The sequence below is a fragment of the Marinomonas sp. 63XJN7_9_ISO-PGPR-S23-217 genome, assembly GCF_056173515.1.
Genome location: NZ_CM149678.1, coordinates 3,091,836 through 3,115,836, shown reverse-complemented (window position 1 = coordinate 3,115,836; position 24,001 = coordinate 3,091,836). Strand labels below are relative to the sequence as shown.

At 44.1% G+C, this 24,001-nt stretch carries 23 protein-coding genes and 1 riboswitch; of the genes, 15 read left to right on the top strand and 8 right to left on the bottom strand.

The genetic code is table 11. From position 1 onward, the window contains the following. Positions 1–5 precede the first annotated feature (5 nt). Together AC0VYI_RS14555 and AC0VYI_RS14550 are read right to left on the bottom strand one after the other, a co-directional pair. The gene (locus AC0VYI_RS14555; RefSeq protein ID WP_199474745.1) at positions 6–389 is read right to left on the bottom strand and encodes a YraN family protein; all 384 of its coding nucleotides are present in this window, start codon (positions 387–389) and stop codon (positions 6–8) included. After that, positions 340–2,229, bottom strand: a complete 1,890-nt coding sequence (locus AC0VYI_RS14550) for a penicillin-binding protein activator (RefSeq protein ID WP_475443759.1) — start codon at positions 2,227–2,229, stop codon at positions 340–342. The genes AC0VYI_RS14555 and AC0VYI_RS14550 overlap by 50 nt, the downstream gene beginning before the upstream one ends. Between AC0VYI_RS14550 and rsmI the strand changes: the two genes are divergently transcribed. Both rsmI and AC0VYI_RS14540 read left to right on the top strand, forming a co-directional pair. Continuing rightward, positions 2,228–3,088 (top strand): 16S rRNA (cytidine(1402)-2'-O)-methyltransferase, encoded by an 861-nt coding sequence (rsmI, locus tag AC0VYI_RS14545; RefSeq protein ID WP_475443757.1) that lies wholly within the window; start codon positions 2,228–2,230, stop codon positions 3,086–3,088. The genes AC0VYI_RS14550 and rsmI overlap by 2 nt on opposite strands. A gap of 32 nt (positions 3,089–3,120) precedes the next feature. Then, positions 3,121–3,912: a transporter substrate-binding domain-containing protein gene (locus AC0VYI_RS14540; RefSeq protein WP_475443755.1), complete on the top strand. Its 792-nt coding sequence runs from the start codon at positions 3,121–3,123 to the stop codon at positions 3,910–3,912. A gap of 195 nt (positions 3,913–4,107) precedes the next feature. On the opposite strand, the gene AC0VYI_RS14535 is transcribed toward AC0VYI_RS14540, so the two are convergent. The 3 genes from AC0VYI_RS14535 to AC0VYI_RS14525 form a co-directional block, all read right to left on the bottom strand. Next, positions 4,108–5,373 carry an Nramp family divalent metal transporter gene (locus tag AC0VYI_RS14535; RefSeq protein WP_475443753.1) on the bottom strand — a complete coding sequence of 422 codons (1,266 nt, stop codon included), beginning with the start codon at positions 5,371–5,373 and terminating at the stop codon, positions 4,108–4,110. Between the two features lie 100 nt (positions 5,374–5,473). Then, positions 5,474–6,394, bottom strand: a complete 921-nt coding sequence (locus AC0VYI_RS14530; RefSeq protein ID WP_233407538.1) for a dihydrodipicolinate synthase family protein — start codon at positions 6,392–6,394, stop codon at positions 5,474–5,476. Positions 6,395–6,425: 31 nt separating this feature from the next. Further along, positions 6,426–7,223, bottom strand: coding sequence for an IclR family transcriptional regulator (locus AC0VYI_RS14525; protein WP_475443751.1), 798 nt, complete (start codon positions 7,221–7,223; stop codon positions 6,426–6,428). Positions 7,224–7,428: 205 nt separating this feature from the next. After that, a riboswitch (TPP riboswitch) is annotated at positions 7,429–7,533 on the top strand. Between the two features lie 182 nt (positions 7,534–7,715). On the opposite strand from AC0VYI_RS14525, the gene thiC reads away from it, so the two are divergent. The 7 genes from thiC to AC0VYI_RS14490 all read left to right on the top strand — a co-directional run bounded on the left by thiC (position 7,716) and on the right by AC0VYI_RS14490 (position 14,815). After that, a complete protein-coding gene (gene thiC / locus AC0VYI_RS14520; protein WP_475443749.1) occupies positions 7,716–9,752 on the top strand; it encodes a phosphomethylpyrimidine synthase ThiC in 2,037 nt (678 codons plus the stop codon). A gap of 15 nt (positions 9,753–9,767) precedes the next feature. Beyond that, positions 9,768–11,300, top strand: coding sequence for a thiamine phosphate synthase (thiE, locus tag AC0VYI_RS14515; RefSeq protein ID WP_475443747.1), 1,533 nt, complete (start codon positions 9,768–9,770; stop codon positions 11,298–11,300). Then, the gene (thiS, locus tag AC0VYI_RS14510; RefSeq protein WP_199474753.1) at positions 11,297–11,494 is read left to right on the top strand and encodes a sulfur carrier protein ThiS; all 198 of its coding nucleotides are present in this window, start codon (positions 11,297–11,299) and stop codon (positions 11,492–11,494) included. Before thiE ends, thiS begins: the two co-directional genes overlap by 4 nt. A gap of 1 nt (position 11,495) precedes the next feature. Continuing rightward, positions 11,496–12,272, top strand: a complete 777-nt coding sequence (locus AC0VYI_RS14505) for a thiazole synthase (RefSeq protein ID WP_475443745.1) — start codon at positions 11,496–11,498, stop codon at positions 12,270–12,272. Beyond that, positions 12,269–13,441, top strand: coding sequence for a 2-iminoacetate synthase ThiH (gene thiH, locus AC0VYI_RS14500; RefSeq protein WP_475443743.1), 1,173 nt, complete (start codon positions 12,269–12,271; stop codon positions 13,439–13,441). Before AC0VYI_RS14505 ends, thiH begins: the two co-directional genes overlap by 4 nt. Before the next feature lie 227 nt (positions 13,442–13,668). Beyond that, on the top strand, positions 13,669–14,133 hold the full coding sequence (locus AC0VYI_RS14495; protein ID WP_199474756.1) for a Spy/CpxP family protein refolding chaperone: 465 nt from the start codon (positions 13,669–13,671) through the stop codon (positions 14,131–14,133). Between the two features lie 196 nt (positions 14,134–14,329). Next, complete coding sequence (locus AC0VYI_RS14490; protein ID WP_475443742.1) at positions 14,330–14,815, top strand: DUF192 domain-containing protein; 486 nt, start codon at positions 14,330–14,332, stop codon at positions 14,813–14,815. Between the two features lie 139 nt (positions 14,816–14,954). Here AC0VYI_RS14490 and aroA read toward each other — a convergent pair whose 3' ends face one another. Together aroA and AC0VYI_RS14480 are read right to left on the bottom strand one after the other, a co-directional pair. Then, positions 14,955–16,232: a 3-phosphoshikimate 1-carboxyvinyltransferase gene (gene aroA / locus AC0VYI_RS14485; protein WP_475443740.1), complete on the bottom strand. Its 1,278-nt coding sequence runs from the start codon at positions 16,230–16,232 to the stop codon at positions 14,955–14,957. Positions 16,233–16,289: 57 nt separating this feature from the next. Then, the gene (locus AC0VYI_RS14480; RefSeq protein WP_199474759.1) at positions 16,290–17,183 is read right to left on the bottom strand and encodes a MurR/RpiR family transcriptional regulator; all 894 of its coding nucleotides are present in this window, start codon (positions 17,181–17,183) and stop codon (positions 16,290–16,292) included. A gap of 376 nt (positions 17,184–17,559) precedes the next feature. Here AC0VYI_RS14480 and alc point away from each other — a divergent pair, with 376 nt between their 5' ends. From alc to AC0VYI_RS14460, 4 genes are all read left to right on the top strand, one after another. Next, positions 17,560–18,546 (top strand): allantoicase, encoded by a 987-nt coding sequence (gene alc / locus AC0VYI_RS14475; protein ID WP_475443738.1) that lies wholly within the window; start codon positions 17,560–17,562, stop codon positions 18,544–18,546. A 62-nt stretch (positions 18,547–18,608) separates the two neighbouring features. After that, the gene (locus AC0VYI_RS14470) at positions 18,609–19,139 is read left to right on the top strand and encodes an ureidoglycolate lyase (protein ID WP_475443736.1); all 531 of its coding nucleotides are present in this window, start codon (positions 18,609–18,611) and stop codon (positions 19,137–19,139) included. Positions 19,140–19,169: 30 nt separating this feature from the next. Next, complete coding sequence (locus AC0VYI_RS14465; RefSeq protein ID WP_475443735.1) at positions 19,170–20,069, top strand: aldo/keto reductase; 900 nt, start codon at positions 19,170–19,172, stop codon at positions 20,067–20,069. A 234-nt stretch (positions 20,070–20,303) separates the two neighbouring features. Further along, positions 20,304–20,813, top strand: a complete 510-nt coding sequence (locus tag AC0VYI_RS14460; protein ID WP_475443733.1) for a putative pterin-binding protein — start codon at positions 20,304–20,306, stop codon at positions 20,811–20,813. 11 nt (positions 20,814–20,824) lie between these two features. Here the strand turns inward: AC0VYI_RS14460 and AC0VYI_RS14455 are convergent, their stop codons facing one another. Next, positions 20,825–21,343 carry a YchJ family protein gene (locus tag AC0VYI_RS14455; RefSeq protein WP_475443732.1) on the bottom strand — a complete coding sequence of 173 codons (519 nt, stop codon included), beginning with the start codon at positions 21,341–21,343 and terminating at the stop codon, positions 20,825–20,827. An 80-nt stretch (positions 21,344–21,423) separates the two neighbouring features. On the opposite strand from AC0VYI_RS14455, the gene sbcB reads away from it, so the two are divergent. Both sbcB and AC0VYI_RS14445 read left to right on the top strand, forming a co-directional pair. Then, a complete protein-coding gene (gene sbcB, locus AC0VYI_RS14450; RefSeq protein WP_475443730.1) occupies positions 21,424–22,875 on the top strand; it encodes an exodeoxyribonuclease I in 1,452 nt (483 codons plus the stop codon). A gap of 16 nt (positions 22,876–22,891) precedes the next feature. Next, entirely contained in the window at positions 22,892–23,950 is a 1,059-nt protein-coding gene (locus AC0VYI_RS14445; RefSeq protein ID WP_475443728.1) for an AI-2E family transporter, read from the top strand. The last annotated feature ends 51 nt before the right edge of the window (positions 23,951–24,001 follow it).

Here is a 24,001-nt window from a genome sequence, read left to right as displayed (position 1 = left end):
AGTAATTAAAATGCTGCTCTTAGCCAGGTTAAATGTTGATAGTCGATTTTTTCATCAAATAATACCGCGTCAAAGCGACAGCCACTGGTATCTTGATGATGTTTATGTAGCCAGTAGGATGCGGCTAATCTTACTTTTCTTAGCTTGGCTTCACTAAGGCTTTCAGCTGCCGTTCCATGGGTTGAGTTTGCCCGATAGCGGACCTCAACAAACACATAAGTCGTCTTGTCTAAAAAGATCAGATCTATTTCACCACCACGACAATGGTAGTTGCGGGCGATAAATTTGAGGCCTTTTTTAGTTAAAAAGGCCTCAGCACATTGTTCTGCTTTGTCACCGTTATTGTTCGGTTTCTTCTTTTTTCGGAAAAAACTGCGTGCTAACTGCATGTACCAACTGTCCATTTCGGTAAGTCATGATTTCTGGACGTCTATGGAAGGTACCATATTGATCCATCGTAATAATGCCTGTGTTTGCAGATAATCGCGTGGTCGGCAGCTGTACAAACAGAGGATAGCGGTTTGCTAATAGATAAGCATCTGCTCCTAAGGCTTGTAGGCGTCGTAAAATATTTGAATCACGTCCTGATGATACGTCTTTTAGGGCACTGTCTTTATTGACAATAGCCGGTATTTCAGCAAATAAAATGCGCTCAATGTCGTTATAGTTAATGCCTTGTTCTGGTGGTGAATCATTCAGTGTGCTACTGGCTAGCATAGGAACATCGCTTGCAAAATAAAAATCCAAAAGAGGACGAATTTGCTTCGCATCGCTCAATTTGCCAGCATAAAAAATATAGTTTAGATCCTGACGAGGGCGTACTTCAGTGTCTACTTGCTCGCCGATCCATTTTTGAATGGTATAAATACGAGATTTACTTTCGTTTATCAGCAATAATTTTTGAACTGCTTGTTGACGACCTTTGGAAGTATCTTGATAAGACAAATCACCCGTGATGGTAATGTTGGCTTGCTTGGCTGCCTTGCGAAACTCATCACTCTGTCTCAGTGCCCATGTATCTTGAGAGCTTAAAATGGCGGCCCTAGTGGCGCCAGCTTGTTTGGCGAAAGAGATTAGTTCATTAATGTCATCTTCTGCGTTTAGCGAAAAATGATAAACATTAGGTATACGCTGATTGTCAGTCACCTGGTTCAGTGCGATGACAGGGTGTTGAGGAGATAAGCGATTAATTTCGGTCACGTTAGACTTTTTAAGAGGCCCAATAATCACGTCTGGGTTTTGTGCATCCGCTGCTTTAAGCGCCTCTGCAATGTTCTTGTAGTTGTCAGTATTTACTACGGCGATCTGTGCTCTGGGCTGCTTCTGATGGTAATAGGCACTGAAGAAGCCATTTACGATCGCTTGAGAAGCGCTTTCAAGCTTACCTGTCATAGGGAGCATTAAGACAATTTTCTTTGGGGCCATATCATTTAGGTTAGCTATCACCCTAAAATCTTGTGGCACATCAATGGCGGCAGGGTGATCCGGATGAGCTTGCTGCCAGGCTTTAAATGCTTTTAGCTGTTGTTCAATAGACAGTGACTGATTTCTTAAAATGCCACTAATTGTCAAAAATCCCTTGAGAACAGGTGAGTCGGTTTGACTCAATTCAGCCATTTCTGCTTCGGTTAGGTTTTGTACGGCACGCCATAATTTGGCTTCGTTTTCTTGTCCTTCGCCTTTTGGTAGGTGTTCAAGTAAGTCTAAGCGGACTTTGACGACTTCAGGCCAATTGTTTGTGTGCTCTAGAATGGTGGCTTTGGTTTTGTTCAACAGGTTCTGATTGTCTGGAGAATCCGCTGCGGGCAGTTTCGAGGCCTGATTCAACATATCCATCGCTTTACTTGGGTCATCTAATTCTGAGGCAATGGCCGCCGCCAATAGATGCGCTTTAAAACGAATTATAGATTGAGTATCGAGCAGTTTATCAGTCAGTGCGTCTCTTGCCAGCAAGAATTGACCATCGCGGTAGAGTTGTAGGGCTTTGTTGTAGGAGTCGGCTAGTTCCTTGGGCGCTTTAGTCGGTAATGGATGATAAATGCTAGGAGGCAACTCATCACCTTTAGTCTCCCCTTTTTGTGAGTAGGCATCAGGTGAGTAATAGCCCGGCTGCGTATTTAAATTGACCGAACTACAAGCACTTAGCAGAAAAGTACAGACAGTTAATGATATGATGCGGTAATTAATCAGGCTCATAAGCTTATAAATGACAGATAAAAGAGGCAACATGGTATCACATAGTTCCGATGATGCGAGAGGGTCGCTGTACATAGTTGCGACTCCAATTGGTAATCTAGACGATTTTAGTAAAAGGGCTGAACAAATCTTACGTGATGTAGACTATATAGCAGCGGAAGATACACGACATTCTCGCCGTTTGTTGAATCATTTTGGCATTGAGGCAAAGCTGTTTTCCATTCACGATCATAATGAAAAAGACAAGGCAAATTACGTCGCCAGTTTGCTGGATGAAGGTAAGAACGTTGCATTGGTTTCAGACGCTGGTACGCCATTGATTTCAGATCCTGGCTATCATGTCGTTCATGCTCTTCGTAAACAAGGTCACAAGGTAGTTCCTGTTCCAGGTGCATGTGCCTTGGTGGCGGCTCTATGTGCCTCTGGATTACCAACCGATCAGTTCTTTTTCTCAGGTTTTGTCCCAGCAAAATCCAAAGCTCGTTGTGATCTTTTTGAGTCTTGGAAAAAGCAGCCAGGTACGGTTGTATTTTATGAATCTACGCACCGTGTTTATGATTCGATTGTTGATGTGCAAAAAGTCTATGGTGACGATGCGCAATTGGTTTTGGCTCGAGAAGTTACTAAAACCTTTGAAACCTTTTTATCAGGAACGGCATCAGAGATTCTGGCCATGTTTGACGACGATGCAAACCAAATGCGCGGTGAATTTGTGGTCATGCTGAGTTTTACACAAGAGAGCGGTAATGAGGCTGAATTAGAAGCAAAACGCATTCTGACCATCTTATTAGAAGATTTACCAGTTAAACAGGCGGCAGCGCTGGCAGCCAAATTAACTGGCGAAAAGAAGAACAGCCTGTATAAAATGGCATTGGACATGCAAAGTGCATGAATCATTACCTCTTGAAAGAACGAAGGTTAAATATGCTTAAAAAGAATAATAAGGATCGAGTAACCCTTATATCGTTTGTCGCGTTCACATTGCTCGCATTAAATACGCAACAGGTACAAGCTCGAACTTGGCAGGAAATTCAACAAAGTGGTGTCTTAAAAGTTGGACTAACGGAGGATTATGCGCCCTTGTCTTTCCATGCTAAATCAGGAAAGTTAGAAGGCTTTGCTATGGATATGACCTCAGCGTTAGCAAAATCCTTGCATCTAAAAGTACAATTTATCAAAACCACTTGGCCTAGCCTATCTCAAGATCTAGCGGCTGATAAATTTGATCTCGCGGCTGGTGGCGTTACACGTACCAAAAAACGTGCTGAGCAGTTTTTATTATCTGATCCCGTGGCAAAAAATGGCAAAATTATTCTGAGTAATTGTCATAACAATAAGCCATTGAGTACTTTGAAAGATATTGATAAACCCAGTGTGAAAGTGATTGTTAACCCAGGTGGTACTAACCAAACCTATGTGGATGATCATATAAAGAATGCTGATATCATTCTGACAAAAAATAATTTTGCTAATTTACAGGGGATCCGTGATCGCTCAGCAGACGCGATGATTACAGATCTAATTGAAGGAAATTATTACCAATTACATGAGAAGGGTGTATTTTGCGTGTCTTCTAAGACCATCTTAGCGGGTACCTCTAGTGTTAAAGTCTATATGATGAAAAAAGACAATAGCCACTTACTTAAAAAGGTTAATAATTGGCTTCAAGGGAATGAAAGCTCTACTTTGGCTCAACGTTGGGGGATTGCCCAATAAAGTATTTACTGGGTACGGACGGCGTTTTATTGCTTTTTAGAAAAGTATCGCTGTTTAAAAATGATATTATTGCTAGGGAAGTGCAACCCTGATAAAGGGGTTTTTTTGCACCCTCCCTAAAAACTAGTAGGCAATAATATCATTGTTTCTGTTATGCAAATTGCATGATGTCGGCTTGGTTATTCTCTAGCTATATTAGCTTGATAGGTTCACAATCAATCTAAAAGAAAGTGAAAATATGGCAATAAGACCAATAACACCTACTATTTTATGATACGTTTTATTCACTAATTCTCCCATAATATCCTTTCGCGAAGAGAGTATGAAAATGATCACTCCTAAAAATGGGGCCACTAATACAGTCAACGCTTGAGCGATAATAATTATCCTTATTGGAGAGCCACTGTTAAATATAGCCACTGAGGCGCCAAAAATTAAAATAGCGTATGTGAAAAGTTTAACTTTCATCGAGGATAATTTGTTTCCCCAGCCAAGAGCATCGCATAAGAGTGTACCGCCAGCAGAAGCATTGGCGGCCATTGATGAGAATGCTGCTGCAAAAAAACCAATGCTGAAAATAATGGAACTCATTTTTCCAGATACAGGCTCAAGAACTTTTGTTAACTGAGTAAAGTTTTTAACGGTTTCTCCCGTAGCACTAAATACCCCAGCGGCAACAATAATGACAAGCATCGTCATGGCGGCAGTGGCAATATTTCCTGGGATCGTATCGATTAATGTCAAACGTTTATATTGTTCAGGCTTTAATCCTCTTTCGTGAATGGAGTAACCGCTATAGAGGGCAGAGTTAATTGAAAAATTTGTTCCAATTAAAGCGATCAGCAAGAAGCCGGCGGAGTCTGGGATACTTGGTATTAAGCCACGGGAGACACCTACCCATGACGGATCACTGATAATTGCCGATCCTAAAAAGCCAATTGACATAATTGCGATCAATGCGATGAGGAGCTTTTCGAGAGCTCTATACGCATTTCTTAAGGCAATCAAGATAGCTACCGCCACGGTGGATGCTAACACCCAAGCTATTACTGATCCTCCGAAGAGTAGTTGCAGGGCTATTCCTGAGCCAATTGCATTCCCTACAGAGAAACATAGGGTGATAAAAAAAACGCCAAAGCCTGCCAAAATACCGACAGTATGACCAATTTTGCTTTTTATTGTATCAACTAACGAGATACCTTTTGTTGATAGTCCTATTCGAACGGCCATGTCGTTAAAAAAGAACATAAGAATGCCCGATAAAACGATGACCCAAAGTAGTTGATAGCCATACAGGCTACCTGCCTGAACGGCTGATGTAAGTGCTCCAGGACCAAAGCGCCATGCACCAGCGACAAATGCAGGCCCCATAAGTAAGAGTATTTTGTACTTATTTGCTGCATTTTTGCTATTATGGTAAGGCTCCAAAACGTCTTTTGGGGTACGGTTTTCAATTTTCATGGGATACCACACTATTATTTTTATTGAGTAGTAGAATAGCGATGTAAGTTTGCCCGCTCAGCATCGCTATTTTGGTTATCGTACGAAAACTGTTTGCTTATTAAATTAAGCCAGCAGATTGAAGTGCTTTTTTGATTTCCTCGCTTGCACCTTCTTGAAGAGGTAATAGTGGACTTCTCACTGTTGCGTGCTCCAAAATGCCACGTGCAACGAGACCTTCTTTTAAAGCAACCGTACCTTCCATATGGGAGCCGCGGTGGTAAACGTTTTGGGTGACAGGGAACAGACGATCGTGAATGGCTCGTGCTGCTTTGTAATCCTGACGTTTACCCGCCGCAATCAATTCAATTAGTGGTTCAGGAGTGAGACCGCCGTAACCCACTAGTGCACCATCCACATCAAACATAGTGTGTAGTAGATATTCGTCATGGCATGTCAGTACTTGTAAGTCTGGATTTTCACGACGAATGATTGGGATTTCTGTATCCCAACGACGCATATTACGAACGCCGTTTTTCATTGCGAAAACACCGGGCTGAGCAGCGATTTCTAGTAAGGTATCTAGGTTGTAGCTCGCTTTTGTCACATCAGGGTATTGAAAAAGGATTAAGGGTAATCCTGTTTCTTCATGGATCGTTTTGTATCTATCTTGAGGAGCACCTTCTTGAAATCCAAAGCGCAACCAGCCGTGGGATGGATAAACAAGACCCGCTGACGCACCCGCCGATATAGCGCGTTTGGTTTCTTCTACGGCCACTTTGGTTCCTTCACCTGTGATACCAGCAATAACAGGAAGGCGTCCATCAGTAGATTCAACAAAACTTCTAATAACAGACATTTGCTCTTCAGAAGTCATAAATGTGCCTTCACCTGCGTGACCAAGCACTACTAGCCCTTTCACGCCATCAAAGCTCCCCAGCCAAGCGCCTAGTTTATGTATTGCTTTATGATCAACCTCTCCATCGCGAGTGAAAGGTGTGACTGGAGCAGGTACTAAACCTCTTAAATCAATATTATTCATGATAATTTTCCTTATTATTTTTGGTTTTTAGTTAAATAGCAGATGTTGCACTGCCGCTAACATTAATTGCCCTTGATAATTTTTCAGACGTTTCAGTCATGCTATCAAAGGCTTTAATGAAGAGTTCATCTTCAGATATTCTAATACTCGGGACGACAACACTTATTGCCCCAATTGGATAACGGTCTCGGTCAAAGACAGGTAGTGCCAATACTGTTAAGGAGGAGTTGAAACTGGAGCGTTTTAAAATATAACCTTTTGCTTTAATAGATTTTAATTGCTCTATGACTGGTATTTCGTCTTTATCCATCGGAACAACTTCACGAAAATCTGGCTCAAGGTTTAACACATGTTCTAGTTCTTCCTCAGGCAGAAAAGCTAAAAGAGCTTGTCCAATCGCGCTGCAGTATGCGGGGATCACTGATCCGACACGAATATCAACTCCCAAGCGAGCTAAGCCAACACGTACCCGTTCTAGATAGACCATATTTGCCCCTTCAAGAGTGGCAAAACTGACGGTTTCTCCAATGCGTTTAGCTAATGAGCGTAAAATAGGTAATGCTAAGTCACGAATATCGCTACGCCCGATCGCATTAAAGCCGAGATTGGCGACTTTAAGTGTTAAATGAAATTGCTTTGTTTCTTCTAACTTTTCTATATATCCCAGATCGACCAATGTATTAAGGATGCGGAAAACCGTTCCTGAATCCAGTCCGGAGCGCGAGCAAACTTCGCTTAACGTTAGGGCTTCAAAAGCTTGTGTAAAAGATTCCAGTACTTTGAAACCTTTTGCGAGGGAGCCCACTTTATTTTTAGAATCGACAGCCATAAAACTCACTTTTTCGGAATGCGAAATTTTTTTCATTTCATTGTTTGGCTATATAAGGACATTAAATTTTTATTGTCAATAGGAATTCATCGAAAAATTGAAGAAAAAAACGCATGTCTCATTGTGTTTTGCTTTGATCAACGATGGTGGGTCGGGTAGACATTGCTTTTGCGTTTACAAAATCGATTGTCTAGGGGTATACTAAAATCACTTGTCGGAGTGCCATTTGGCTGAGATCGCATAATTAAGTGCGGGATCCGCAGAACCTGATCGGGCTAATACCCGCGTAGGAAACAAGAAAGTCTCCATTTTTCTTTTCTGCATCGAATGAACTCCTGATTTTTATGGAATCGATGCGGTCATACCACCTAAAGCATCTTTTTTAATAAACTTCAGGGTTCATGTTTTGCAATTAACGCCCGTCGTGCGTTTGTCTGTAAAACAGCACCCCAGACAAGCAATTCTCCATTTTTTGAAATAAGGGAAGTGCTCATGTCGACTACTAATGAATCACACAAGAAGCCAACGAACCTCTCTAAAAAGCAGACCCGCGAGGAATCTCGTCAAGCGGCGAAGTCTTTTATCGAGTCATTGCAAGCTAAACCGTTCCCAGCCTCAGAGCGAATCTATCTTACAGGATCTAATGCTTCGATCCGTGTCCCAATGCGTAAGATCAATCTAACCGATACGCCGATTGGCTCTGATCCAAATAATCTAACGTTTGAACCCAATGAGGCGATTTACGTCTACGACTGTTCCGGTCCATACGCTGACCCGCAAGAAAATATCGATGTGTATAAAGGTTTAACGCCCATGCGTGCGTCTTGGATTGAAAAACGTAACGACACAGAGATCTTGCCAAGTGTGTCATCTGAGTTTGCTCAATCGCGTTTAGAAAATGCTGCGCTGGATGAATTGCGTTTTAAAAAATTGCCTAAAGTACGCAAAGCTCGCCAAGGTAAGTGTGTGACGCAAATGCATTACGCTAGACAAGGCATCATTACCCCAGAGATGGAATACATTGCCTTGCGTGAAAACCAAAATATCGATGCCATCAAAAGTGAGTTGTTATTAAAACAGCATCCAGGGCAAAGTTTTGGTGCTAATTTACAAAAACGGATCACACCAGAATTTGTCCGTGACGAAGTAGCAAGAGGTCGCGCTATTATTCCTAACAACATTAATCACCCTGAATCCGAGCCGATGATTATTGGCCGTAACTTCTTAGTAAAAGTGAACGCCAATATTGGCAATTCGGCGGTGACGTCTTCTATTGAAGAAGAAGTAGAAAAGCTGGTCTGGTCGACACGCTGGGGGGCGGATACCGTGATGGATTTGTCGACTGGCAAAAACATTCATGAAACACGTGAATGGATTTTGCGTAACTCCCCTGTGCCAATCGGTACCGTCCCCATTTATCAAGCCCTAGAAAAAGTCGACGGCGTAGCAGAAGATCTGAACTGGGATGTGTTTCGCGATACTTTGATCGAGCAAGCGGAGCAGGGGGTGGATTACTTTACGATTCATGCTGGTGTTTTATTACGCTATGTGCCAATGACCGCGAAACGTCTGACAGGCATCGTGTCTCGTGGTGGTTCCATCATGGCGAAATGGTGCTTGGCGCACCATAAAGAAAGCTTCTTGTACGAACGCTTCCGTGAGATTTGTAAGTTGTGTGCCGCCTATGATGTGGCGTTGTCATTGGGGGATGGCTTGCGTCCTGGGTCGATCATGGACGCCAATGATGAGGCGCAAATGTCGGAGCTACGCACCTTAGGAGAACTGACGAAAATAGCTTGGGAATACGATGTACAAGTAATGATCGAAGGGCCAGGGCACGTTCCAATGCAACTTATTAAAGAGAATATGACTGAGCAATTGGAATATTGTCATGAAGCACCGTTTTACACCTTAGGACCATTAACCCAAGACATTGCACCTGGCTATGATCACTTCACTTCAGGTATTGGTGCGGCGCAAATTGGTTGGTACGGCTGTGCCATGCTGTGCTACGTCACCCCCAAAGAACACCTTGGCTTACCGAATAAAGAAGATGTGAAAGAAGGTTTAATCACTTACAAAATTGCTGCCCATGCGGCGGATTTGGCAAAGGGGCATCCAGGGGCGCAAATTCGCGATAATGCTTTGTCAAAAGCGCGCTTTGAATTTCGTTGGGAAGATCAGTTCAATCTGTCATTAGATCCTGAAACCGCTCGTTCATACCATGATGAAACCTTGCCGCAAGCTTCTGGCAAGGTGGCGCACTTCTGCTCTATGTGTGGCCCGAAATTTTGCTCCATGAAAATCACCCAAGAAGTTCGTGACTATGCAAAAGGGTTAGAGAGCGAAAAAGCTTTAGAAGATTCACAGACTATAGATGTCAGTGCTTTAGAAGTCAGTGATGCTGAAGCGGGTATGCAAAAAATGTCGGAACAATTCCGTGAGCTGGGTAGTGATGTCTATTTAACCACGGATAAGTTAACCACAGACAAGCTAACAGCTGATAAATCAAAAGAAAAATCACTGTAAGTGAAAGGAGGATTTATGTCGATAAAACCTCCTGTAGTCTGGTGTGTGGGCGGGTCGGATTCGTCCGCCCACGCAGGACTTCAAGCGGATTTGCGCACTGGGCAGGATTTGGACTGTCACGTGCAAACCATTGTCACTTGCATTACGGCGCAAAACTCCAAAGAGGTGCGTGCTGTTGAGCCAGTTTCTTTGGCTATGTTTGATGAGCAGTGGCAAACCTTACTCGACGATGTGCTGCCAGATGCCATTAAAGTGAGTTTGTTACCTTCCATTGATATTGTGAAAGCGTGCTCCAAATGGCTAAAACGAATAAAAACGGACTTTCCTGGCATTCAGGTCGCCTTTGACCCTGTGATGGCGGCGAGTAGTGAGTCGGGTAATCAACTACAACAAACGGACGCGGGGGCTAGTTTACTGGATCATATCCTACCTTATGCGGATGTGATAACGCCAAATCGGATGGAATTCTCGGCACTGACAGGTTTGTCTGCTGAGCTTGCCCCTAAGGATTTGCAAGCTGACATGGCAGTGTATTTTGCTACTTCTAAAAGTCGTTGGTTGTTGAAAGGGGGGCATGTCGGTGAGCTTAACAAGCAGAAAGAAGACCAAGCAACCGATTGGCTGGTGGATCGCGATACTATCGTTGGTTTCGCAGGCGAAAGACTCTCTGCACACAATACGCGTGGCACGGGTTGTACCTTATCGACGGCGCTGGCGAGTTTTATCGCCCATGGTTATGACCTTCTGGATGCCATGACTATGGCAAAAGCCTACATAACGGGGGCGTTAAAAAGCGGTGTGCAAATTGGTGAAGGGGCTGGACCACTCGGTCGCTCTGGTTGGCCGTTACAAATTGACAATTTGCCGAGGATTGTCACGCCACATAAACCACTGATGTCTATTAGTCGGCCTTTTCCCGCGATGGATCTTAAAAAAATGGGTTTATACCCGGTGGTCGATTCGATTGCTTGGTTAGTATTAGCGCTTAAGCAAGGAGTGAAAATCGCTCAGTTGCGTATCAAAGACCCTGATGATGTCGACCTAGAACATAAAATCCAACAGGCGGTTGCCTTAGGCAAAGAATACGACGCTCAAGTCTTTATCAATGATTATTGGCAACAGGCGATTACTTATGGCGCCTATGGAGTTCATCTTGGTCAAGAAGATCTAGAGCAGGCGGATTTGGCGAAAATCCAAGCGGCAGGTATGCGACTTGGTATCAGCACCCATGGCTACTATGAAATTGCCCGCGCCCAATCTATTCAGCCAAGCTACATCGCTTTGGGCCATATTTTTCCCACACAAACCAAAGACATGCCCTCCCAGCCGCAAGGTTTAACGCGACTTGGCCATTACGCGAGCTTATTAAAAGGCGTGTTTCCTACGGTGGCGATTGGTGGCATTAATGCAGAGCGTTTGCCTGCGGTTGCCCAAACAGGAGTGAACAGTGTCGCCTTAGTGACGGCCATTACCAAAGCAGCGGAACCAGAAGTCGCCACTCAGTCACTCATAACCTTGTTTGAGCAAAGTGCTAGAGGTGAGCAATGAAGATTATGTTGAACGACGCACCTTATGAGTTTGCTGGGGAAACTCTCGAAGACTTAATCATTGAGTTGGATAAGAGTCAACAAGGCATTGCCATCGCGCTTAATCAGCAAGTAGTACCAAGAAGCTTGTGGTGCAGCACAGGGCTTGATGAACAGAGCCTTGTGTTTATTTTTGAATCCATTGCAGGGGGTTAATATGTCATCTTTATTGATTGCAGGGCACGAATTTCGCTCTCGACTTTTTACTGGCACGGGCAAGTACGCCAGTGCCAATGCCATGATGGACTCGATTACCGCCAGTGAAAGCGAACTGGTGACCTTGTCCTTGCGCCGTATGGATTTAAAACATCAAACGGACAATATTCTCCAACCCTTGCAAAAGAAGGGAATGAAACTGTTACCCAATACCTCTGGTGCACGCACCGCAAAAGAAGCGATTTTTGCGGCCGAATTGGCCAGAGAGGCATTAGAAACTAACTGGGTAAAGTTAGAAATTCATCCTGATCCACGTTATTTAATGCCGGATGGTATGGAGACATTATTGGCGGCAGAAGCGTTGATCAAAAAAGGCTTTGTGGTGATGCCTTATGTTCATGCGGACCCCGTATTGTGTAAACGGTTAGAAGAAATAGGCTGCCAGTGTGTGATGCCACTGGGCTCGCTCATTGGTTCTAATATGGGGTTAGCAAGCCGTCCATTTTTGGAAATCATTATTGAGCAAAGTAGAGTACCAGTGATTGTCGATGCCGGCATTGGCGCGCCGTCGGATGCGGCGTTGGCTATGGAAATCGGAGCGGATGCGGTATTGGTTAATACCGCCATGGCCGTTGCTAATCAGCCTGGCAAAATGGCTAAAGCCTTTCGTCTAGCGGTTGAAGCAGGGCGTATGGCCTATGAATCGGGGTTAGGTGAACGACGGATACAAGCGCAAGCGACTAGTCCACTGACGGATTTTATCGGAGCCTTGTCATGATAGATGGAGCCAGTCATAAAATTCGCTTATTAGAACAAAGTCCCGCAGTAGAAGGTCAGTTTAGCCATTTTGTGGAAAGTACAGACTGGCATGCCATGACGCAATCCCATCAAGAGAAAACCGAACAAGATGTGTTGCGAGCCCTGAGCAAGAGCAAACTGAATGTGGAGGATTTTGCGGCTTTAATTTCTCCAGCAGCAGAGCCTTATTTACTGGAAATGGTGGCGAAAAGTGAACAACTTACGCTGCAGCGCTTTGGTAATACGTTGAGCTTGTTTGCGCCGTTGTATTTGTCCAACACTTGCGCGAACGAATGCACTTACTGTGGATTTTCCATGAGTAATGCTATTAAACGCCTGACGCTGAATGAAACTCAGATAGAAAAAGAAATCGCGGCGATTAAGGACAAAGGTTTTGATCATATTTTGCTGGTGACTGGGGAAACCAATAAGGTGTCTATGCCGTATTTTGAACGCATGATTCCCTTGATCAAACCGCATTTTAGCCAGCTTTCCATGGAGGTGCAGCCACTTAACTCAGAGGAGTATAAGCGGCTGCAGACAATCGGTCTTGATGGTGTTCTGGTCTATCAAGAAACTTATCGTCGCAAGACGTATCTTGAACATCATTTGAGAGGTAACAAATCCAACTTCAATTATCGATTGGACGCGCCAGATCGCATTGGTCAAGCGGGTATTCATAAAATCGGTTTGGGTGTTTTGCTTGGGTTAGAAGATTGGCGCACGGATTCGATGATGATGGCGCATCATCTACGACACTTGCAAAAGCGTTATTGGCGCAGTCGTTTTAGTGTGGCGTTTCCACGTATTCGCCCTTGTGAAGGGGGCATAGTTCCTAAGTCAATTATTACTGATCGACAATTAGTGCAACTGATTGCTGCATGGCGCTTGTTTGATTGGGATTTGGAGATGAGTTTGTCAACGCGTGAGTCGCCAGAATTTCGTCACCATGCAGTGAGAATGGGCTTTACCACCATGAGCGCAGAGTCCAAAACCCAACCAGGTGGTTATGCTGATGACGCTCAAGCAGCCCTTGAGCAATTTGAAATCAGTGACGAGCGGCCAGTAGCTGACATTATCGCTATGATACGCAGTCAGGGACGGGAAGTGGTCTGGAAAGATTGGGATCCTGCTCTTTCTTACGTATAAGCTGTTTCAAGTGCAATAAAAAGGACGGAGCGTCAGGCCATTCTTTGCCAATTCTAAGAATATGTTTAAGCGTACTTGGTTATTAGGAAAAATCCGTGAATGCGCATTTTTCCTTACATTCTCATGACAAGTTATGCATCTCGTTTCACTCTCTTTGATACTGTCTGACGCAAATTTAGACATAATGGATTCCAACAAAACAGGAAAGCGATAACTAAGGAGCCATTATGATGAAACGTAGAAAGGCGGGAATGCTAACCGTTATTGGGTTGAGTGCAGCCCTTATGACAGGAATGGCAACCAACGCTGTTGCGAGCTCTAAAGAGCCGGCAACTCAAGGTCACATCAGTGCGGCCCCAACCAGTGATCAAATTGCTGAAACAATGGCAAAACAACTCGGTTTGAGTAATGCCACTCGGGATAAACTTTCTAAGTTATTTAGTACCGATGGCAAGCAGATTCAGAATCTGCAAATGAAGTTGAATGAAAAGCGTCGAGAATTGAATGCATTAAACCCAACTGAAAAGGGTTATATGAAAAAAGTGGACGCTCTGGCAGATCAAAGCGCAGATCTTACCAAGCAGTTGACCATCAAATACGCGAAAAGTCGTGCTGAGTTGTACTCTCTGCTAACGCCTAAGCAGATCGAAAAGTTAGAGCACGGCGGTAGGCCAAAAGCCACAGCCAAATAAAGGAGTGATCGTCCTTAAACGATTGTCGTTGAGAGTGTTGCCCCAGCCGTCAAAAGCTGGGGCTTTTTTTTATGCTCAACAAATACTGAATTGAATGCCTTATACCTCGTTTTACTCTAAAATCGATTTATGTCCTTTGGTAGTTGTTTTGTTGTCTGTTTACAATCACATTCCTTTTTTATGGTGGAGTTTTGGAATGCCCAAGAAACGCTTTCATTCTCAGGAATATCTATCCATATCTAGAAAGGTGATGTTGTTAGGCGCTCTGTTTCTACTTGCCCACACGTCACTCACCCAAGCCTCAGCAATAACAAAACATTGTGACCTGTATTTTTCCAATGGCATCACGTTAAAAGCGGTTCCCACTGTTGAAACAGATGCACAGCGGCGAAAAGGCCTTTCTAATAGGAGAAGTGCAGGGGCTGGGATGTTGTTTGTCTACCCAAAAGCGGCGCCTCGCGTATTTTGGATGCATAACACACTGATCCCATTAACAGCTGGCTTTTTAGATGCCAATGGCGTGATTATTAACCTTGCTCATATGAAGCCTAATACCAATACGCTTCATAAATCCGCGCAACCGGCTAAAACCGTACTGGAACTTGGCGAAGGAGGCTTTAAAAAATACGGTTTGAAAAAAGGCGTACGGTTGGAAATGACGGTCTGTCTGCAAAAAGGATAATCGTTAACACCTTCAAGAGCCCAACAAACACCAGCTCCTAAGGCAAACAAAACGCCCACAGAGCCTATGTTTGAAGGAATTAGCTGAGCTAACATGCAAGTCTTCCTCTTGAATAAAGAGAAAGACCTGCTGGAAGTTTTTAGCTTGCTATGGAATTAAACAATTCAAAATACGTCGGGAAGGTTTTCGATGTACAACCAGGGTCGTTGATGGTGACGGGAGTATCTGAAAAGGCCACCAATGAGAAGCACATGGCAATGCGGTGGTCGTTGTAGGTGTCGATGGCGGCATGTTGTAGTTGCTCAACTGGTGTAACCGTGATGAAGTCTTCCCCTTCGATGACATCGGCACCAAGTTTTTTCAGTTCAGTCGCCATGGCGTATAGACGGTCAGTTTCTTTGACACGCCAGTTATAAATATTGCGAATGGTGGTTGGGCCTTTAGCGAACAGAGCGGTGGTGGCGATGGTCATGGCAGCATCCGGAATGTGGTTCATGTCCATATCAATGCCATTTAGCTCGTTTCGTTCTGCTTCAATCCAGGTTGGACCATAAGTGATGTTGGCCCCCATTTTCGCCAGTACATCAGCGAATTTAACATCGCCTTGTACGCTGTCTGCCCCTACGCCGTGAACTTTGATTTTTCCGCCTGCTATTGCAGCGGCGGCCAAAAAGTAAGACGCAGATGACGCGTCACCTTCGACCATGATTTCGCCAGGGCTTTGGTAAGTTTGTTGGCCTTTAACGATGAATGCTTGGTAGTTTTGGTTTTCCACTTCCACACCAAATTGTTTCATGACATCTAAGGTGATGTCGATGTAAGGTTTGGAAACGAGCTCTCCGTCCACTTTTATGGTGAGGTCGTCTTTCGCCATCGGTGCGCTCATTAGAATAGCGGTTAGGAACTGGCTAGAGATATTGCCCTTGATGGATACTTCACCGCCAGATAAACCGTTTGCTTTAATGCAAAGTGGTGGGTAGTTTTTCTCGCCTTCATAAGTAATATCAACACCTAATGCTTGTAAAGCATCGACAAGATCGCCAATAGGGCGTTCATGCATGCGAGGTTCACCATGCAGGTGGAATTCGCCTTTGCCTAGGCACAATGCCGCTGTTAGTGGGCGCATGGCGGTTCCAGCATTGCCTAGGAATAAGTCTCCAAACTCGGCTTGGATTGGACCGCCAAGGCCTTCCAGAATACAAGTGGTGTCATTGTCTTCTAGAGAATAGGTGACGCCAAGTTTTGTGAGGCTTTCTAGCATGCGACGGATATCGTCGCTGTCGAGCAAATTCGTAATGCGTGTGGTGCCTTTTGCCAAAGTTGCCAACAATAGTATACGGTTAGAAAGGCTTTTCGAGCCGGGGATCTGGATGTCGCCATTGGCTTTGGAAAGGGGGCCAAGTGTGATTGAGTTCATTTTTATGTCCGTTATATAGTCAGTATGTGTTTGTTGATTACGACTTGTTTAATAGGATTAAGCGTCATCATCAAAGTCGTCAATAATGGCACCGTTATTTAAAGCGGCCATGTCTAATTCATTGAGTGCTTGATAGGTATTTTCGATGTCTTCAATACGCTCATTGGCCTGATCGTAGTTTTCTTGATAGACGCTACTGGCGATCATGCTGATTAAGTTCATCACGCTGGCATAAGAGTCAAAGGCGGACACGCCACGAACCACACATGAAAAATGTAGGTCACTAATTTGTTGTGGGTTAGCGTCTGCATGATCGGTAATATAGATCAGTCGGCAGCCATTTTGACGCAACGTGATCATGTGGTTTTTTAGCCAAGCGGGTCTTCTCCGTACCCCCATGATGATAACGATGTCATCCTTGGAAAAGCTGACGATCTCTTCACCGAGGGTTTGCCCGGGTAAGGGTAATAGTTGCACATCGGGTCGACACTGAATCAGTTGCTGACGCAAGTGTAAGGCAAGGGCGTGGTTGTTTCGATAACCAATGATATAGACCCGGCTGGCTCGTGATATCCAGCGAATGGCCGTTTGGTAGTGTTTTGTATTAATGGACTCCAAGGTTCGGCGGATATTGTTTTGATCACAGTTAACATAATCCTGAAACAGATTCGATAACGGTTGATTATCAGGCTGTTTATCAGCAATCGGTGCGCCCCAGCGACGAGCAGCGCGTACTTGCTTTTTGACTTCCGTGAAATCTTTATAGCCAAGACGTTGCAATAGACGAGTGACGGCTGACTTGGACACATCTGCCAATTTTGCAAGCTCTGTTGCAGAGTAGGTCGCAATGTCACCTTGATGATTCAAAATGCAGGCGGCTAGCTTTTGCTGAGTCGGTGAAAGTTGGTCGTATATTTGCTTGATTCTGTGTTCTATCGATTTATCAGACATTATTTAGATCGTGTTAGTTCGCGAGTAAGCAAATAATGAAGGAAAACAGGGCGTCAGGGAAGCCTTTCTAGCGTTTCTGTTCAGAATAGACGAATGAAACGGGGCGTTTATCAAAATAGGAAAGAAATTGAATGGGTTCATTAATTTTATTTTTGGTTATTATGAAACAAATGTATTATATTGGTTTACGCTGCATGATAAAACTGACCGTTAAAAGTAGTGAACTCTAGAATACCGATGCTCGCATATACCCTGTACGCCTGTCCTACTTTGTTAAGGGAGGGGCGTAGTGCATTGATCATGCTACACCCATTTTACATTTTAATTTTTTGAATTTGCTTTGTTTATGGAATCGGCAAAGCCATAAGGAGTTGTTATGTCTCTCAGTCAAAAGCCATGGTATGGCGTTAACCTCGCTTCTGAACGTTTAGGTGCGAAAGCGTTATATGCCAATGATGATTTTTTTGCTCCTAAGGAACGCATGTTACAAGACAGTGATCCTGTTTTTATTCCTGGAAAATACGATGACAACGGAAAGTGGATGGATGGCTGGGAAACACGACGTAAGCGTGGGGAAGGGTATGATTATTGTATTGTGAAGTTAGCCGTACCTGGACGTTTGAATAAAATCGAATTAGATACGCGCCATTTTACGGGGAATTATGCGCCTGCTGCTTTGGTGGAGGCGTGCTTTAGCACCACAGAACCGAATGCTGACACTATTTGGAGGCCAATTACAGATACCATAGCGTTAGCTGGTAATGACCAAAAATTGGTGGATATCGAGCACGATGAGGTATTTAGTCATATTCGCTTAAACATTTACCCAGATGGTGGGATTGCGCGTTTACGTGTGTTTGGTCAACCTGAGGTCGACTGGAGTACATTGGCAAATCGTTCAGTAGATCTATTGGCTCTAGAAGTGGGTGGCCGTGCGATTGCTACTAATGATGAACACTTTGGCACGATGCATAACCTGAATTTGCCTGGTAAAGGCATTAATATGGGAGATGGCTGGGAAACCCGCCGCCGTCGAGAGCCAGGTAATGATTGGGTGATTTTAGCCCTTGGTCATCGTGGTGAAATTGATCAAGTCGTCATTGATACTGCCTTTTTTAAAGGCAATTACGCTGCCGCTTGCTCTATTCAGGTTGCCGATATTCACAATCTACCAGACAGTACTTTACCTGCGCAAAGCCTTTACTGGAAAGAGTTGTTGCCAAAATCCGAACTGGGTGCAGACCAGGAGCATTTGTTTACAGATATATTGAAAGAGGTCGGCCCCGTGACGCATTTAAGAGTGAATATTTATCCAGATGGTGGGATCAGTCGTATTCGAGTGATCGGTAAACCTGTTATCTGATTGGTCATCGTTTTGGGTCGTATAAAAAACATTCTGTACATCTATTTAGAGAAGGATTTGCTATGCCTTTTGTGTTAGAGCCATTAACGGCTGAGGCGTTTGCTCCCTTTGGGGAAGTGATTGCTGCGACGGAGTCTGCCCATTCTTTTGCGATTAACGGTGGAACCACAGAGCGTTTTCACGATCTTGCTGCAGTTGAGGTGGATGGTGAAGCTCGTGGGGGCATTAGTATTTTTCGTGGGCAAGCCCGTGAGTTTCCCATTGCGATTCGCATGTTAGAGCGTCATCCAAAAGGGTCTCAGGCGTTTATGCCTTTACAAGGTCGTCCCTACTTAGTGGTGGTGGCGCCAAACGGCGCGAATGATGCGCCCAATCTTTCTCAAATTCGACTCTTTTATGCAACCGCCGAGCAAGGCGTGAATTATCGGCCAGGAACTTGGCATCATCCGTTATTGGCTTTGCAGGCGACGTCAGACTTTTTAGTCGTGGATCGCATTGGTGAAGGGCACAATTGTGATGAGTTTTTCTTTTCCGATGAGCAAGTCATGACCATTGAACAAAACTTGTTAGTTGAGTGTGATGGTTTAGAATGAGGAGATACTCAAACAAATAAGGGCACTTTTATGCGTCATCAATATCATCCTCTTGGGTTTGAAGGGTCTCGAATTGCGCAGGGTTTTTGGCGTTGCCATGAATGGGAGATGTCTGTTTCGGAACGTTTGGACTTTATTATGTCCTGTTTGGATTTGGGAGTAACCACGTTTGACCATGCGGACATTTATGGTGATTATCGTTGCGAAGGTTTGTTTGGCGAGGCCTTAGCGAAAAAGCCCGCGATGCGCGATAAAATGGAAATCGTCACTAAATGCGGGATTTTGCTACCGTCTGAGAGCCGCCCCGATATATTAGTACATCGTTATGATTACCGTGCCAAACACATACACGAAAGTGTGGATCGTTCTTTGGCTAATCTGCAGTGTGACTATATCGATACTCTACTATTGCACCGTCCGAGTCCATTAATGGATGCGGACGAGGTTGCTCAGGCGTTTGATCTGTTGTTTACGCTTGGCAAGGTCAAGCATTTTGGCGTGTCTAATTTTACGCCTGCGCAATTTGATTTACTGCAATCACGCTTAGATGCCCCTTTGATTGTGAATCAAATTGAGCTGTCGCCTCTTTCTTTAGCACCTTTTGAAGACGGCACTTTGGATCATTTGCAGCAACACGCGGTTACGCCCATGGCTTGGTCTCCTTTAGCGGGAGGTGAACTGTTTCGTGGAAATGGGGATCGCGTTGTTCGAGTGAAAGAAGTGGTGTCAGATATCGCCAAATCGATGGGGGTAAACTTTGATCAAGTGGTGATCGCTTGGTTGTTACGTCATCCATCAGGTATTTGCCCTGTAATGGGCTCAGGTAAGATTGAACGTTTGGCTTCGGTTTGCCAAGCCGCCAATATTGTCTTAAGTGACGATGACTGGTTCAAGATTTGGATTACGTCGCAAGGTCATCCCGTTCCGTAACAAAATCTGCTAGTGGAGGGCTGTTGGCTCTTCACTGGCTTGCTGTTCATTGTTTGAGTTTATTCCCGTTTTTTTGTTGTCCTTTACTTCCCCTGCTTTGCTATAAAAACGTCTATTAGATGTTTGCCAGCATATGCCTAGTATAAATAATCAAAATAACCAAAAAAAAAGACAATATATGCACATTATTTGCTATAATGGCGCGTCGGTTATTTTCAGTCTGGGGGTAAGATTATGTGTAAGGTTTATAGGATAATACTCACTAGCTGTATGTTGTTATTGGTATCTGCAGCGCAAGCGATCACTTTACCAGATCCTCAGGGGAAGGTGATTTTAGTGATTGGCGGCAAGATTACCAATACTGGAAAGGATGGCAAAACCGTGCGGTTAGACCGTCAAATGTTGACAGACATAGGTATTGTGGAAAGTACCACCTCGACACCATGGGCGAAAAAGGAAGAGAACTATACCGGTCCATTGCTTCGCCAAGTATTAGAATACGTTGGAGCAAGGGGCGCGATTATGCGAGTGCAGTGGCGTAATAAGCATAGTACCGTTTTGCCGATTAGTGATGCTTACAATTACAGCTTATTGCTGGCAATGGACGTGAACGGTAAGCCCGTTGATAGCCGAGAAAAAGGTCCATTGTTTCTCCTTTACCCAGTAGAGAAAATCCCTGGGTTGGATACGACAGCTCTGCAAAATCGCTCCCTGTCTCAAGTGGAAAGCATCATCGTTGAGTGAATAGAGCTGGGCTAACCACAACATTTTTTGAATTTTTTTCCAGATCCACAGGAACAAGGATCGTTCCGGCCAATGTTTTTTGGTTTAGCGCTTTTAGTGGCAATGGTTTTGACAAGTGACGCTGATTTGATGTCATGTTCCCCTGCAATATACAGCCACTGACTTCCTTCTTTTTTAAACCAAGACTTTTCGCTTAGTTCACCTTTGTGCGTGCCTTCTTGAAAGTAAGCACGAAAGGTCACTGTTCCAGTCTCGTCGCTGGTTTGTCCTTGTTCCGTTGCTAAAATCTCAAGCCGAGTCCAGTTGGTTAAAGCGTTACTGTTATCTTCTATTCCTATTTCACTCTCATCTTCGTTTTCTAGGCGCTGAGTGGCAAGGATATAATCCATTTTATTCAAGGCAAATGCTGCATAACGGGAGCGCATAAGAGCTTCTGCGGTAGGAGCGAAAGCTCTTCCACTATGATAAAGGCCGCAGCATTCAGGGTAGGGGATTGCACTGCCACAAGGGCAAGGGGTTGGGAGTGTCATTGATAGATCACCTTACATCGCCAAATAGTTAATAAGATGCGTATAATACCGCTTTATTTAATGGCTAACAGGAATTATTTGTGACCTCATCGGGACCAACTTCATTTTTCTGGTTTGATTTTGAAACCACAGGAACAGACCCCGCACGAGATAGACCGATGCAATTTGCAGGCATCCGGACGGACTTGAATTTTCAACCCATTGGCGAGCCCATCATGCTGTATTGCCGCCTTTCAGAAGACGTCTTGCCACAGCCAGAAGCCTGTTTGCTCACTGGGATTACCCCGCAGGATGCAAACCGTGAAGGTTTGTGTGAAGCCGAATTTATGCAAGCAATTGAAGCCGAATTGTCTCAACCAGGCACCTGTGCTTTAGGCTATAACACCATTCGATTTGATGACGAAGTGGTACGTTATGGCTTTTATCGTAACTTTATTGATCCTTATGCCCGTGAGTGGCAAAACAATTGCTCACGTTGGGACATTATTGATCTGGTTCGCATGGCGTATGCAATGCGTCCAGAAGGCATTGTTTGGCCGAAAGACGAAGAAGGTCAGGTGTCTATGAAATTGGAAGCCTTAACGAAAGCCAATAACATTGCCCATGAGCAAGCCCACGATGCTTTGTCAGATGTGTATGGCACGATAGAGATGGCAAAACTGATACGGGACAAGCAACCTAAATTATTTCATTACTATCTAAAAATGCGTCAAAAGCACGAACTGCAGCAGTTCATTGATCCAGTTCGGATGAAACCTTTTTTGCATATTTCTGGGATGTTTGGTCAGGCGCGTAAATATACGGCCTTTGTGGTGCCACTTGCCGCGCATCCAACTAATAAAAATGGCGTGATTGTTTATGACTTAATGGCTGATGCTCAGCCGCTGGTGGATTTGTCTGTAGAAGAGATTCGTCACCGGGTTTTCACTTCCAAAGAAGCGCTTGGTGAGGTAGAACGGTTGCCACTCAAAGTGATTCATTACAATAAATCACCAGCGGTGGCGCCGGCGACTTTTTTAAAAGACAAAACGGTTGTTGAACGTTTGGAGTTAGATGGCGATATTTGTCGTCGTAATTTGGCGTTACTGAAACAGCATTCTCATGTGGCGGCAAAAATACGTGATGTGTTTATGCAAGAAGAACGACCAATACCCAATGATCCAGATTTGATGTTGTATTCAGGGGGCTTTTTCTCTAGGGACGATAAGGCGCGAATGGAAACCATACGCTCAACACCGCCTGAGGCGCTGAATGAATTGGAAATGTCGTTTGATGATCGTCGTTTACCTGAAATGCTGATGCGCTATATTGGTCGTAATTATCCTGAATATTTAAGCGAGCAACAACGTGGACAGTGGGAGGAATATCGTATGATTCGTTTAATGGAAAGTGATGGTGGGGGCTCGATTACTATGTCGTCCTTTTTTGAGTGTTTGAATAATCTTGCACAAACTGGTGATCTCAGTCCTAGCAAACAAATTATGTTGCAGGATCTTGCGGACTACGCACAAAGCATCTATCCCATTGGGTAAGTAGGGTAATCAAATCATGAGTGAACAACATAGAGGGACACATTGGCTGGTTGGTTTGGCGGCTTTTGTGATTATTATTGCTGGGTTAAAAACGGCATCGCAAATAGTGGTGCCGTTTATGTTGTCAGTATTTATTGCCATTATTTGTGCTCCTTTTATGGCCACACTGCGACGATATGGTTTGCCAACATGGCTGTCTATTTTGATTGTGGTATTGATTGTGTTAGTTGGCATTGGAAGTTTGGCCGCATTGGTAGGTTCTTCAATGGACAATTTGTCTGAGCAATTGCCAACCTATAAGCAGAACTTTGCAAAACAAATGGAAGTGCTTTTCTCCGGTCTTAATACTATTGGTATTCATATTTCTGATAGTCGTATCCAAGAGTATCTTGACCCATCCTCTCTTATGAAGCTCTTCACCAAGGCGCTAACCAGTCTAGGTAGTGCCCTAACCAATATTATTTTGGTGATTATGACGGTTGTTTTTATTTTATTTGAAGTGGTTGAGTTACCCAAAAAATTAACCTTAGCCGTGTCCAACGCAGAAAAATCCTTAAGTGGGGTTCGTTCTTTTGTTGAATCGGTCAATCGTTATTTGGTTATTAAAACCCTAGTTAGTATTCTAACAGGAGTGATGATTGCTATTTGGCTGTGGGCGATAGGGGTGGACTTTCCTATTTTATGGGGCGTGTGTGCCTTTTTGCTGAATTTTGTTCCGAATATTGGTTCTATTATTGCGGCGGTGCCTGCTGTAATGTTGGCTTTTGTTCAGCTCGGAGCGTTTTCAGCAGGGTTAACAGCAGCGGGCTTTGCTGTCGTGAATTTAGTGGTTGGTAATGTGATTGAGCCGCGCTATATGGGGAAAGGATTGGGCTTATCCACGTTGGTTGTCTTTTTGTCACTATTACTTTGGGGGTGGGTATTTGGTCCTGTTGGTATGTTGTTATCCATCCCGCTGACCATTATCATGAAATTGGCTTTTGAAGCGAATCCACGGATGCATTGGCTAGCGGTGATGATCGACTCAAATACGTCGGCAGCGGATACCAATAAAGATAAAGGTGAAAACAAATAAGGTAATCAAGGTCGGTTTATTGCTACAACGACAAGCCCTTTACAAATTTGC